Origin of the sequence: Spirosoma oryzicola, from assembly GCF_021233055.1 — a bacterium.
Lineage (GTDB): Bacteria > Bacteroidota > Bacteroidia > Cytophagales > Spirosomataceae > Spirosoma > Spirosoma oryzicola.
Genome location: NZ_CP089538.1, coordinates 3615902 through 3628513, shown reverse-complemented (window position 1 = coordinate 3628513; position 12612 = coordinate 3615902). Strand labels below are relative to the sequence as shown.

12 protein-coding genes are annotated in these 12612 nt (G+C 52.1%); 7 read left to right on the top strand and 5 right to left on the bottom strand.

What is annotated here, in order from left to right:
- Positions 1-44 precede the first annotated feature (44 nt).
- The gene (locus LQ777_RS15385; RefSeq protein WP_425276908.1) at positions 45-1088 is read left to right on the top strand and encodes a formylglycine-generating enzyme family protein; all 1044 of its coding nucleotides are present in this window, start codon (positions 45-47) and stop codon (positions 1086-1088) included.
- A gap of 71 nt (positions 1089-1159) precedes the next feature.
- Here the strand turns inward: LQ777_RS15385 and LQ777_RS15380 are convergent, their stop codons facing one another.
- On the bottom strand, positions 1160-3283 hold the full coding sequence (locus tag LQ777_RS15380; RefSeq protein ID WP_232558815.1) for a S9 family peptidase: 2124 nt from the start codon (positions 3281-3283) through the stop codon (positions 1160-1162).
- Between the two features lie 308 nt (positions 3284-3591).
- On the opposite strand from LQ777_RS15380, the gene LQ777_RS15375 reads away from it, so the two are divergent.
- Genes LQ777_RS15375 through LQ777_RS15360 form a run of 4 tightly spaced genes read left to right on the top strand, consistent with a single transcriptional unit; the run spans position 3592 to position 7332 of the window.
- Positions 3592-4416 carry a hypothetical protein gene (locus LQ777_RS15375; protein ID WP_232558814.1) on the top strand — a complete coding sequence of 275 codons (825 nt, stop codon included), beginning with the start codon at positions 3592-3594 and terminating at the stop codon, positions 4414-4416.
- 20 nt (positions 4417-4436) lie between these two features.
- A complete protein-coding gene (locus LQ777_RS15370; RefSeq protein ID WP_232558813.1) occupies positions 4437-5453 on the top strand; it encodes a S41 family peptidase in 1017 nt (338 codons plus the stop codon).
- A 38-nt stretch (positions 5454-5491) separates the two neighbouring features.
- The gene (locus tag LQ777_RS15365) at positions 5492-6526 is read left to right on the top strand and encodes a sensor histidine kinase (RefSeq protein WP_232558812.1); all 1035 of its coding nucleotides are present in this window, start codon (positions 5492-5494) and stop codon (positions 6524-6526) included.
- Positions 6523-7332 carry a LytR/AlgR family response regulator transcription factor gene (locus LQ777_RS15360; RefSeq protein WP_232558811.1) on the top strand — a complete coding sequence of 270 codons (810 nt, stop codon included), beginning with the start codon at positions 6523-6525 and terminating at the stop codon, positions 7330-7332. The genes LQ777_RS15365 and LQ777_RS15360 overlap by 4 nt, the downstream gene beginning before the upstream one ends.
- 4 nt (positions 7333-7336) lie before the next feature.
- Here LQ777_RS15360 and LQ777_RS15355 read toward each other — a convergent pair whose 3' ends face one another.
- The 3 genes from LQ777_RS15355 to LQ777_RS15345 are packed head-to-tail and all read right to left on the bottom strand — an operon-like array spanning position 7337 to position 9242.
- Complete coding sequence (locus LQ777_RS15355; protein WP_232558810.1) at positions 7337-7540, bottom strand: hypothetical protein; 204 nt, start codon at positions 7538-7540, stop codon at positions 7337-7339.
- Between the two features lie 13 nt (positions 7541-7553).
- On the bottom strand, positions 7554-8276 hold the full coding sequence (locus LQ777_RS15350; RefSeq protein WP_232558809.1) for a siderophore-interacting protein: 723 nt from the start codon (positions 8274-8276) through the stop codon (positions 7554-7556).
- Between the two features lie 48 nt (positions 8277-8324).
- Positions 8325-9242 carry a helix-turn-helix domain-containing protein gene (locus LQ777_RS15345; RefSeq protein ID WP_232558808.1) on the bottom strand — a complete coding sequence of 306 codons (918 nt, stop codon included), beginning with the start codon at positions 9240-9242 and terminating at the stop codon, positions 8325-8327.
- A gap of 176 nt (positions 9243-9418) precedes the next feature.
- On the opposite strand from LQ777_RS15345, the gene LQ777_RS15340 reads away from it, so the two are divergent.
- Together LQ777_RS15340 and LQ777_RS15335 are read left to right on the top strand one after the other, a co-directional pair.
- Entirely contained in the window at positions 9419-9820 is a 402-nt protein-coding gene (locus LQ777_RS15340; protein ID WP_232558807.1) for a nuclear transport factor 2 family protein, read from the top strand.
- A gap of 3 nt (positions 9821-9823) precedes the next feature.
- The gene (locus LQ777_RS15335; protein WP_232558806.1) at positions 9824-10417 is read left to right on the top strand and encodes a GNAT family N-acetyltransferase; all 594 of its coding nucleotides are present in this window, start codon (positions 9824-9826) and stop codon (positions 10415-10417) included.
- A 245-nt stretch (positions 10418-10662) separates the two neighbouring features.
- On the opposite strand, the gene LQ777_RS15330 is transcribed toward LQ777_RS15335, so the two are convergent.
- The gene (locus tag LQ777_RS15330; RefSeq protein WP_232558805.1) at positions 10663-12582 is read right to left on the bottom strand and encodes a M14 family metallopeptidase; all 1920 of its coding nucleotides are present in this window, start codon (positions 12580-12582) and stop codon (positions 10663-10665) included.
- Positions 12583-12612 lie beyond the last annotated feature (30 nt).

The window sequence follows — 12612 nt, the reverse complement described above, 5'->3', positions numbered from 1 at the left end:
TAGCTTTGTCTATACGAAGGCATCCTAGCCCGGTTCCATTGACTATGCGCGTTTATTTTTTTCGAAAATCTATCTTGGCCCTGGGTGTCGTTTGGGGAACACTGGCCTGTAACGCATCCCAGTCGGATGATCAGTTGTCAAAAGATGGTGCACGTGATGCCAACGCTGTTCGACAGACGGTTCCGGGAAAGCCGGGCGAAAAGCGCGATGGGATGGTCTGGCTACAAGGGGGGACCTACGAAATGGGTTCCGACGAATTTGCCGATGCCCGACCCGTTCATCCGGTTTCGGTAAAAGGGTTCTGGATGGACGAACACGAGGTGACGAACGCGCAATTTGCCCAGTTTGTCAAGGCGACCGGTTATAAAACCGTAGCCGAACGACCGCTCGATGCCGCCGATTACCCCGACGTTCCAGCCGATCAACTCGTTCCCGGTTCTGCGGTGTTTATACAACCTGCGTCGGCGGTTTCTTTGAACAATCCGCTGCAATGGTGGAAATACGTTCCGGGGGCCAGTTGGCAGCATCCTACCGGACCGCAGAGTACGATTAACGGTCACGACAATGAGCCGGTCGTTCATGTGAGCTTTGATGATGCCATCGCTTACGCGAAGTGGGCTGGTAAACGTTTGCCGACCGAAGCCGAGTGGGAATTTGCCGCGCGGGGTGGGGCTAACAACCAGACGTACTATTGGGGTAACGAACTAAAACCTAAAGGCCGCTGGGTAGCGAATATTCATCAGGGCCATTTTCCCGAAAAAAATACGCAGGAGGACGGGTTTGCCGGTATTGCGTCGGTGAAATCGTTTCCGGCCAATGCCTACGGTTTGTACGATATGGAAGGCAACGTTTGGGAGTGGTGTCAGGATTTGTACCGACCCGACTATTACAATCAATCGCCCAAAAGTGATCCGCAGGGACCCGATGATAGTTATGACCCCGATGAACCGGGAGCGGTTAAGCGTGTCCAGCGGGGCGGCTCTTTCCTGTGCAGTGATCAGTATTGTATTCGGTATAAAGCGGGTAGTCGGGGAAAAGGCGAAGTAAGCAGCGGCAGTAATAACCTCGGTTTCCGCTGCGTGCGCTAACAAGATTCTGTAAACGGTTCGCTTCGTTGAGAATTCAAACCGACATTCTCAACGAAGCGAACCGTTTCGCGTTACTGCCTTGGTTTCATAAGCTTCCGTTTGAAATAGTCGGCGGTAGCGTTGCCCATCTTTAGGGCGTTGGTATGCTTCATCCAATGGTGCGTATCATCAACAATGACGAGCGTTTCCATCGGTACACCCTTCGCTTCGAGACGTTGGACCAGATCGGTGCTCTGGCTAAAGCGTACGTTCCGGTCTTCGTCGCCGTGAATGATGAGAACCGGTGAGGTCCAACGGCTCACCGACGAAATGGGCGACGATTCGTAAACCACTTTAGCGGCCTGTTCCGCATCCGGAATTTTTTCGAAGCGGTCGCTCGAATTGCTGATCGTCCGTTGCTGGCTCCAGTCGTGTACACCGTGAATATCAACACCCGCGGCAAATAGCTTCGAATCGCGGGCGAGGGCCAGTGCCGTCAGATACCCGCCGTACGATCCCCCGTAAATACCGATTCGTGTGGCATCGACCTGCGGTTGCTCGGACAGCCAGACGGCAGCCGCCCGAACATCCTGGTATTCCGACGCTCCGTTGGCACCACCATGGGCGGGCTGGTGGAAATCATAGCCGTAACCAATACCGAGCCGGTAATTAACTGACAATACCACAAATCCCTGACTAGCCAGATACTGATTGAGCGCGTACGAATTAGCGTAATAGTCGGAGTAGTTCCAGCCCAAGAGCATTTGCCGGGGCGGGCCACCGTGGACGTAGATAAGCGCCGGTTTTTTGGCCGAGCCGTTCGCGGGTTCGAAAAGCTGCGCATGGACAATCATGCCGTCCGGCGCTTTGACGGTTACCTGCTTAGGAACGACCAGTTGATTCTGAGGGAAGTTAGCCGGAATCAGGTTCTGCCCAAGAACTTTTGGTGTTCCTTTGGCGAAGGCCATTACCGTTGGCAGGGGAGGGCGCTGGGCCGTCGCGCTGATCATGGCTAGGGTCGATCCGTCGCCCGTTACTACCGGCGTCCATTCCAGACCGTTGCCGGGCGTAAGTACCTCCATCTGAGCTTTGTCCACGGGTACGCGTATTACGTGCCGACGGTCGATGTCCAGCTTGTCGGGACCGGTATTGCCGCTGAACACCAGCCATTTTTTGTCGGGGCTTAGGGTAATGTGCTCAGCCATAAACGGCGTCGGTGTCAGCAGTAAGGGGTTACCTCCGGTTGACGCAATGGAATACAGATGCGGCCAACCGTCCTGATACGACAGATAAACGATTCGGTCATTGGCTGCCCAGTGCAGGTTAAATCCGCCATGTGTAGTTGGAACGGAACCTGCCAGCGTTTTGGGAGCTTGCCAGAGTTGTGAAGCCGTTCCTGACGCGGCATCGGCGGTCCAGATCGACCAGGGCTGGTGTTTGCGGGCCAGGATTGAGTCAGGAGCACCGCCCGCGCCGGGTGTGCGGACAAACACAATTCGTTTTCCGTCGGGCGACCAGCGTGGGGAGCGATCCCGCGAAAAGGAAGGTGCTATCCAGGTGATGGGTGTTGTTTCGTTGGTAAACACGCCGACAAAAGCGTGGTCTTTCCGGTCGCAGACAAACGCCAGCTTTGAGCCGTCGGGTGACCATTCGAGGGAGCCGTTCGTGCCTTTGGCGTTGAAGAAGGATTTTGCTGCGGACGAACCATTGATGGGAGCTATCCATATTTGGCCGCCTTTGACGAACGCTACCCGGTCGCTTTTGGGTGAGATTACGGGTTCTTCACCTTCGGCCAGGGCTTTTGCTTCGCCACCCGCAAACGGTATGCTCCAGATTTGCACTTTAGGTGGTACGGGTGAAGACGTTACGTTTACCGGTTGCTCATCATCCCAGTTTGAGCCGTGATCGCCACCGCGTACGTAGATAACCCATTGGCCGTCGTCGGAAATAGCTAAGCTGGTGATTTCCTGGCCGTCGTCTTCGCCGTAGCTGGTGAGCTTGCGTGGAGTAAAGTCGGGGCCTTCTGCCACGTACACGTTTCGTTTGCCCTGCTCATTGAACGACCAGGCGATGCGCGAACCCTTTGCTGAACTAGTCAGCTCCGTTGGAAACGGATAACTTCTGACAGCTTCCAGGGAGAAGGTCTGTGCCTGTAAAGGAATCGCTTGGGTCAGAAAGAATCCTATGGCCAGGCAGAGAAAGGTAAACTTGTTCATGGGCTATAAAAGACGGAAGTGACTAAAAGAGTTGCTTGTCAGTATAAAATAAGCACTTTGTTGTATGATATATAGTATCGAAAGAATAAAATTCTACAATTAACAGTCAAATCCATACGTCCTACTAGTGATGTCGGTTTCTCAAAACCGACACCACGGACCCGCCGACACCACACCGCTAGTGGCATATAAATACGATTTAGGAGGGTTCTTTCCGGTTTGATGATCGACTTTTTCCGGTTCGTCGGCCGATCAGTCTTGTTTTGCGGTACGGTTCGCAACTTTGCCGCACCATCAAGCAGCAGCGTATGCATACGTTTCACAAACTGTTTTTTATCCTGAGCTTTATCACAAGACTTGTCTCGCCAGCAAGCGCGCAGACTTATAAAAACACCATTGGCCTTTCGTTGGGTACGTTCCGCCTACGGATGCTCGATCAGCAGGCTTCGGTGCTGGAATACACAGGTCGGGCGTTACCCTTGGTTGGTTTGACGTATCGACATCAATCCGAACGCGCCCGCTTTAATCTTCGTCTTTCGGGAGGAGTTGGTGAGATGAATCCGACGCGCTTCGGAGCCCGGACCTATACTACACCCACGGGCGATGGAAACGAGTTTTCGTATCAGATTTCCTCGACGATGTACGCCTTTAATCTGGAAGCCGATTACTTCCGGCGTGTCGGTCCGGTGGAACCCACCAAGCTAAGCACCTGGGTGGGTGGATCGCTTCGGGAGTCGGCCTGGTATGCCGATGAAGTCGGTAATTTTCCCTGGCTTGTCAATACGGCGACGCTGTCTCCGGTGGTACAGACCGACTACGCATTTCAGCCCAACCACAGTTTGTCCTTGCGCCTGGATATGGCCGTTCTTGGCCTGATTACCCGTGCTATCTGGGCGGGCTACCCTAAATCAACGGACGATAGCAATGTGGCTGCTTACTTTAAACAAGGTACCCGACCAACGGCTGTCGGAAAACTGAGTCATGTCAACGTGCAGTTTGGTTACAGCTATCGGCTGAGTCCGCGCATGAGCGTGGGAGCTACGTACCGCGCTCGTTATGTGTCCTATCCCGTTCCTCGGCCCGTCCGGGCTGTCAGCAGTAACGTATCACTGGAAGGCGAAGTTAATTTTTAACCACTACTCAATCGTTGCGCATGAAATCCATTCGGCTTATTCTCGTACTATTCATTGCTTCGGGTTGTAGTCCGAAACTTCTCGGACCGCAAACGGCCAATACACCCATGACCAATTTCGATCAGCTCTGGAAAGAATACGACCAGTTATACGGCGCGTTTGAACCGAAAAAAATTGACTGGGATGATGCCTATAAAACCTACCGACCGCAGATCAATGAGCAATCTACCGATGCGGACTTATACCGGGTGATGACCAGTCTGCTCGATGTACTGGACGATAATCACGTTTATCTACGTCCGACGGCTGCCACTAAACTGCCCTGGTATTCAGGGGGAATTCTAGGCCGAACCAAGGTGGATGACTACAACGGCGAAGTGGTCAAAACGTACGTGAGTGCCACCAGACCAATTACGGACGAATTTGAATGCGGTAAAATCGGTCCGCATGTCGGCTACCTGCTGCTGAAAGGGTTCGAAGCTAGTTTTGCGACGTACGAAAAGACGATGGATTCGGTGCTGACGTATCTGGCTGATACGAAAGGAATCATTATTGACCTGCGCAACAACGGTGGGGGCGAAGACCGGGTGGCTCAGTACGTTGCCAACCGATTCGCCAGCGAACGGCATCGATCCTTTACCGCCCGGCTTCGCAATGGACCGCGTCACGCTGACTTTGCGCCCGAACTAACGTTTTATACCGAACCGGCGGGCCGTTTTCAGTATACCAAACCAGTCGTCGTACTAACGAATCGGTCTTCGTATAGCTCGGCAGAAACATTTGTATTGGCGATGATACAGAACAAGCAGGTGACGCAGGTAGGCGATGTAACGGGCGGGGCTCTGTCGGACGCTATTACCCGCGATCTGCCCAACGGCTGGAGCATCCGCGTGCCCATTGCCGACGTACGCAATGCAACGGGTCAGAATCTGGAAGGTATTGGGATTATGCCCAAAATACGGGTTAAGAACACGTCCGACGACTTGAAAGCCGGTCATGATCGGGCGCTGGAACGGGCCATTGAGTTGTTACAATGATGCCGTACGGCTACCTTGCAGCCTTCGGACAACGACGGATGACAGGATTAAACGACAAGTGGTTTCGGTTGGTCGGTATTCCGGTTATGGCGTTGCTGGCCAACTGGATTTTCTACGACGAAATCAATCGACAGCATAATCAACTGTTCTGGATCGACTGGATTTTCAGTCTGCTGGAAGTGTCGTTGCTGTGGACGATCAGCCGGTACGGTATCCTCCGGTCGCGACGGCGTTACCCGGATTTGAGTCAAACCCGACCGCGTATTCTTTTTCAGATTGTGTGGTTCGTCATTACCACCGGACTCGTGCGGCTGCTGACCACGTTCCTGTACGACACAAGTCTGTTCTGGGGTTATCATTACACCCCCATCCGCTACGTTTACAATGTGGCCGTTGGCCTCTTCGGTATCATACCCATAGCAGCTATTTACGAAGGGATGTACCTGTATCGGCAGTGGACCGTCACGTATTACGAAGCGCAGGAGCTGAAAAAAATCAACCTGCAAACGCAGCTGGAATCGTTAAAGGAGCAGGTAAAACCGCACTTTTTGTTCAACAGCCTGAATACCTTGCAGGGACTGGTGATGGAGGATGCGAAAGAGCAGGCCGTTGCGTTTATCATTAATCTGTCGCAGGTGTACCGGTATCTTTTGCAAAGCAACGAACAGGTACTTATTCCGTTGTCGAAAGAACTAACGTTTATTCAGGCGTATGTCGAGCTGCTCAAAACGCGCTACGAACAGGGTTTGGTGCTGGAACTAGCTATTGCTGCCGACGTACTGGATTACGGGTTGCCCCCGCTTACGCTTCAGATGCTGGTCGAAAATGCCGTGAAGCATAATCGAATATCGACGGGTAGTCCACTCACCATTCGGATCGAAAGCGATGCGGCTCACAACCTGCTTGTGGTTAATAATTTGCAGCCTAAGCAAACCGTTGTTCCTTCAAACCAGATGGGATTAGCTAATATTTCGGCTAAATACCGACTGCTCAATCAATCCGACCCAATTATTCACCGGACGGAACACATTTTTCAGGTGTCGATTCCTTTACTACCGAACGTGCAGCCATGAATATACTAATTGTGGAGGACGAAGCCGTAGCTGCTCGTCAGCTTAAAGCCATGGTAGAGCGGGCGGGGGATGATGTAACGGTGCTGGCCGTACTCGACAGCATCGAACGCACGGTAGCGTACCTTCGGCAAAGCAGCCAGCAACCAGCCATTGTTGGGCAGCCCGTACATCCTGATCTGATCTTGCTGGATATTGAACTGTCGGATGGGCAGAGCTTCGCGATTTTCGATCAGGTAGCGGTAACGAGTCCGATTATTTTCACGACGGCGTACGACGAGTACGCCCTCAAGGCTTTTGACGTCAACAGTGTCGATTATTTGCTAAAACCCATTCAGGAAACGGCGTTGCAAAAAGCGTTGCATAAGTTTCGTCAGCTTCGGCAGACGTACGGCGGCAACCCGACTGTAAGCATGCCCATTGACGAACTGATCCGCCAGCTAACGGAGCGTCAGCCAGCGACGCTTGCCTACCGGGATCGCTTTCTGGTGCATGTCGGCCAGCGGTTGATACCCATCGACGGGAGTGAGATCGCTTATTTTTTCTCGACCAACAAGCTGACTTTTCTAAAGTCGCACGCGAACAACCAATACAGCCTTAACTACTCGCTCGATGAACTAGAGAAGTCGCTTGATCCAAAACAGTTTTACCGGGCCAACCGGCAATTTATCGTTAGTCATAAAGCGGTTCATCGCATCCATCTGCATTTCAGTAGCAAGCTGAAGGTAGAGCTTCGGCCAGCCACTGAAGAAAGCGTTATGGTAAGTCGCGAGAAAGCGATGGCGTTCCGCCAGTGGTTGGGCGAGTAAGTGCTTAATCGGTTTCCAACTGGGCGAAACCAAGCTCGTCCAGACAAGCCATCAGGTCGATCAGTTTACCGGTCGTTAGTCGATCGCTGATTAATTGCCAGTTCAAATAAATAGTCGATGGGGTAAGCGGATTCGGTTGCGGTGATTGACTGGTTGGACCGTCCGGATGAGCGGGCGCATCCTGGCAGATGATGAGTTGAGCGTACATACGATTTTATGGGTTACGATAAACCTGTTTTTGTTGGATTCCAGAAAGGCTTGGTTTTGATCTGGCGGCTTCCCCAGTGGAGCGAATGCCGAAAATAGCGGTTGAGCGTCGCGCAGAGTCGGCTATCACCACCAACATACAGCATTCCTTTCCCGGTCGCGTTGTTTACCTGACTGGTCAGTTGCTCGATAACCGTTTGGGCTGGATTTTGGGGTTGTTGATAAAATGAAAAAGGCGTACAGCCATCCACATCAGGAAAGAAATCCATATCCTGGTCGGCGTAGATAAAGCTGATGATTTTTTTAGAACCCGACAGGTTTCGGTTGATTTCGTACAGGTGCGCCAATGCCGATGGGTCGCCGACAAACACGTAATAATCGCCCGAATCGTCTATGGTGAAATTGCCTCTCGGACCGACGAAGTACAGAAGTTCACCCGGTTGCACCTCCTGAATCCAGCGGCTACCAACGCCCTTCGAATGCGTACAAACGGCAAGATCAATGGTGGCATTGGCCTGATCATACTGCCAAATGGAGTACGTTCGGACCTTATCCATGAGTGAGCTATTCTTGTCGAGCCCAATCAATACCCGCAGGTGTTCGCCCGGTGTGTACGTCAGCGCTTGCAGGGCGCTCCCCTGAATTTTTAGGTGAAAGGTATGATCGGCGATTTGTCTTTTTTCAATGATCGTGGCTTTTTGCCCAACCGCTTTGGTAATCGTATCTAGAAGGCTCATCGTATTTTGCTAATTGGCTACGATGCAAAGAAACGGGGGGCAGGCGGCCTAAAGAATGGCTGAAGGCGGGGTTTTGGTGGACAAATCATGGAATAGCTGCCTGAATTCAATCGGTGTGTGGCCCGTAACCTTGCGAAATAGTCGGGAAAAGTAATGCTGATCGGAAAAGCCCAGGCGGTAAGCGACATCTTTGACCGTTCCCTGCGTATGGTATAAAAGCCGCTTGGCTTCGAGCATCGTTTGGTGCTGAATCCAGTACGATACCGGGAAGCCCGTTTTTTGCTTGATAGTGTCTGTCAGGTGATTGACCGATACATGAAGTGCTTCGGCATAGTGAGCGGGCCGTTTCCAGTCAATGTACTGCTGTTCAACCAACTGGCGAAAAGCGAGGGTGATTTCATCGGCCCTACTCTCTGTATAACCCGACGCCTTATTGACGGATTGGTGAAGGTCGCAAACTGCACTGACAAGCGCGTTCAGCAGGTGTTGTAACGTTATTGATCGGCTATCGGCTGACCAAAACAAGGTGTACAACAAACGGACGAGTTCGTGAATCGAAGCAAGCTTGTCGGAATTGAGGTCGGGAAGGGGCGATAGCGTCAGTAAGCGGACTGATTGAACCAACTCCGGATCGAGCAGGCCAGGATCAAAAGCGACAAGCCAGCCCTTCGCGGCCTGATGATCGACCAAGCGGTGTACTTGTTCGGGGCGGATCAAACCAAAAGCGGGTGCTTGAAAGTGAAATTCTTCGAAGTCCAGCAAAAATCGTCCGTTTCCACTTTGCAGAATGAACAACAGATACGAATTGTCGCGATGGGCAATGTCAATGTCGTGATCGCCCGACTTAATAACCGTCGAATCGACCATTCGAACAAATAATCCCGCTTTTGCTTCTTTTGACAGTTCAAAAACGGGTATGTTATTTTTCTTACTCAAGCGTGAACAGGGATTAAGCGTCGAGCGCATTCAGGCGTGGTCGAAGATAAGGTATCAAACCGCATCCTGTATCGATGGTCGGCAATTTAGGTGATTCGTAGAAAAAGCTTTCTGTCGCCGGTCAGCGGGCTACTTTGTATCTTTGCTCAACGGTCAACATTCGCTACGGCGGATGAGTTGATAAAAACAGACTTAGATTACTTGCAATGACTGCCTTAGAGATTGTACAAGAGTATTATTCGAGCTTCAACCAGAAAGATTGGAACGGCATGCTGGTGCTGCTGCACCCGGACGTTCGACACGAGCCGAACCAGGGCGAAGCGCGCGTTGGTACCGAAAAATTCACCGAGTTCATGCAAACGATGGACGAGTCGTACGACGAAACGCTGACCGATCTGGTGTTTCTGACGGAGCCGACCGACACGCGCGTAGCGGTGGAGTTTATCGTGAACGGGGTTTATAAGAAAGGTGAAGCGGGTCTACCCGAAGCGCACAATCAAACCTATCGACTGCCTGCTGCGGCATTTCTGGAGGTCAAGGATGAGAAAATTTCGCGGGTAACGACGTACTACAACCTGCCGCTCTGGATCAAGTTGGTATCGGAATAGTCGATGAGTGCACTGTCGTTTACTACCAAAAAAGGAAGCGAAATAGCATCCGTCTTCGACGAGCTGGCCCGGCTACGTATTGCCGTTTTCCGCGACTTTCCGTACCTATACGAAGGGTCGGTTGCGTACGAAAAAGCGTATCTGAAAACGTATAGCCAGTCGGAGCGGTCGTTTTTGTTTGCGGTGTACAGCGGAGACGAGATGGTTGGTGCCACGACGGCCATTCCGCTGCGTGACGAAACAGACGACATTCGCCGACCGTTTACGCAGACTTCTGCCGATATTGATCGCATCTTTTATTTTGGTGAAAGTATTCTGCTGTCTGCGTTTCGCGGATTGGGGCTAGGGCACCGTTTTTTCGATGAGCGGGAAGCCCACGCCCGTAGTTTCGGTACGTTTAGAACAACCTGCTTCTGCGCGGTCGAGCGCGACGAGAACCACCCCGCCAAACCGCTGGATTACCGACCTAACGACTTGTTCTGGCAGAAGAGAGGCTATGTCAAGCAGGATGCATTGCGAAGCACCCTCGACTGGCCCGATATCGGCGAATCGGTATCGACGCCTAAAACGATGGTCTACTGGATGAGGGATCTGTAGTTTTCTGGGGTGGGTTAGCACAAAAAGAAAAGTAACCAAGTGTGCGGTCATGGTTTTTGGCTTCGTTTCTTGTGGTGTCGGTTTCTCAAAACCGACACCAACTGTTGCCAGCAGAAATGTCGGTTTTAAGAAACCGACACCACAAGAGGTTTATGCGGAACTCGTCTTTTTTGTTGACAACCGACACCGCCGTAACACAAAATCAAGAATCTGACCGCACGCTTGTTCGCTATTCGCTTTGTAAATTACTTACCGATGGTAATTTCCTTTTCTGTATAACCACCCCGCGTTGACAGTAATTTAACCTTTGCTTTGATGCTGCCCGGTTGGTTGAGCTTAACCCGGAAGGTCGCTTCTTTTTTCTCGCCAACGTTTGTGTAGCCCGCGTAGATCGTTTTGTCAAACAGAGCCGGTTGGGTAATGACGACTTTCGCATCTTTAAAACCTTTCAACAGCTCCTTGTTGATGTCCAGCGTTACCCGGTCTTCGGGAACCATCTTAACCCGCTTGGCCTGCTCTAACGCTACGGGTAACTTACCGGAGTTTATCCAACTCGCCTTTATTTCATATTCATTATCGGCCAGCGGTTTCACGGTTACATCGGTCAAATCAACCTGCGGAAGTTCTTTCGCCATCGCCAGATTGAATTTCGATTGCTTCGAGATCCAGTTCTCCAGAATCCAGGCCGGACCGTTTTGTGAGAAAAACTTAGGGTTAAAGCCGCCAATCTCTACTTCGCCCAATTGGGGATGCGTCATTTTGGTCCACGGCTTGAAGCCACGTTTGCCGTTGGCTTCGTCGTCCCACATCAGCGCGTCGTATTCATCCCGGTCGCCATCGCCGTCGTAATCTTTCATGGCCCCATTGTTCCAAAGCTCATCCCCGTACCAAACGGCACCGTATTGAAAATAGCCGAAATCCGGCCCGTGTCCGAACAGGGGTTGTGGCTTTGACGGGTCGCCGGTCAAGCGATTGATTTTGTTGCGCGTATTATACACATCGTACACATCGCCCGCCCACGGATAGCCCGTAAACGAAAGCCCCAAACTATCCATGTGTTTGTAAATAGCCTCGTCGGCGGGGAACATACTTTCGGCGCTGGCCGATGTGGAGGGGGGGCGTAGGTGCATCGGAACGCTCGTGTCCATCGAATTGACCACCGTGATGTTGGGGTGACCCATCAGCCAGACGTACGTAGCCCGCGTTTCGGGTTCGCTGAGCGGGTACTCACTGGCACCGCCCTGCGTGTAGCCCCGCCCGGTAAAGTCGCCACCCTGGTCGGGTCGCCAGTTTTCGGGGTAGTTGCGGTGGTTGTCCAGGCCACCAATACCATCTTCGTTGTACTTGCCATCACCGTCGTTGTCAATGCCTTCGGTGTACACGAGGTGCGTGCCCTGGCCGGCCTGTACCCGCTTCATCAACCGGCCTGACTTATCTTTCGGGTCGATGACATAATCCGCCTTTTCCAGGTCCGCCTTCGTTGTTGCCTTTTTCCGGATCTGGTAAATGATCCCGTCGCCATCGAGATCATCTTCAGAATCCTCATCCAGCAGTCCATCCCGATCATTGTCGTTCGGGCGCAGGCTGCTGCGGTTGCGTTGCGCCGTGTACAGGTACATCGTTGCGCCGTCAGGATTGTTTTCGGGACGTAAGTAAATGGTTTTGGTATCCAGCAGTTTCGTGATGGACGCGTCTTTACCGTAGTTGTCCAGCAAGTGTTTGGCCAGCCAGAGGACAGCTTCACTACTGGTGACTTCGCCACTGTGCCGTCCGCCTTCAAAGTAAGCCGCTGGTTTGTCGGTGTGTTTACCCGTTTTCTTGTTGGTCAGTGTCAGTTGTAAAATAGGCCGCCCTTCGTAGCTTTTTGCTACTTCGTACAAATCGACCAGGTTAGGGTATTGTTCGGCCCATTTGCGGCACCAGCCGTACATGACGTCGGGGGTGTGGTAGGTATCGAAGGTAAGCGTCGACCCCATTTGGTATTGTACGTCCTTGAACGTATGCTTCTTGAAATAACTGATGCCGTGCCGTTCGCCTTTCACGGTGTACACCTTTCGGGCGGTGTCCTGTTCGGGCCATTTTTCTTCGGTACCGTAATACGATCGCTGGGCAAATGCACTAGGGAGGAGAGATAGAGTTAAAAGAACTGTACAATACGTTTTCATGGATGGGTAACAGAGAATGAAGAGGAGCTT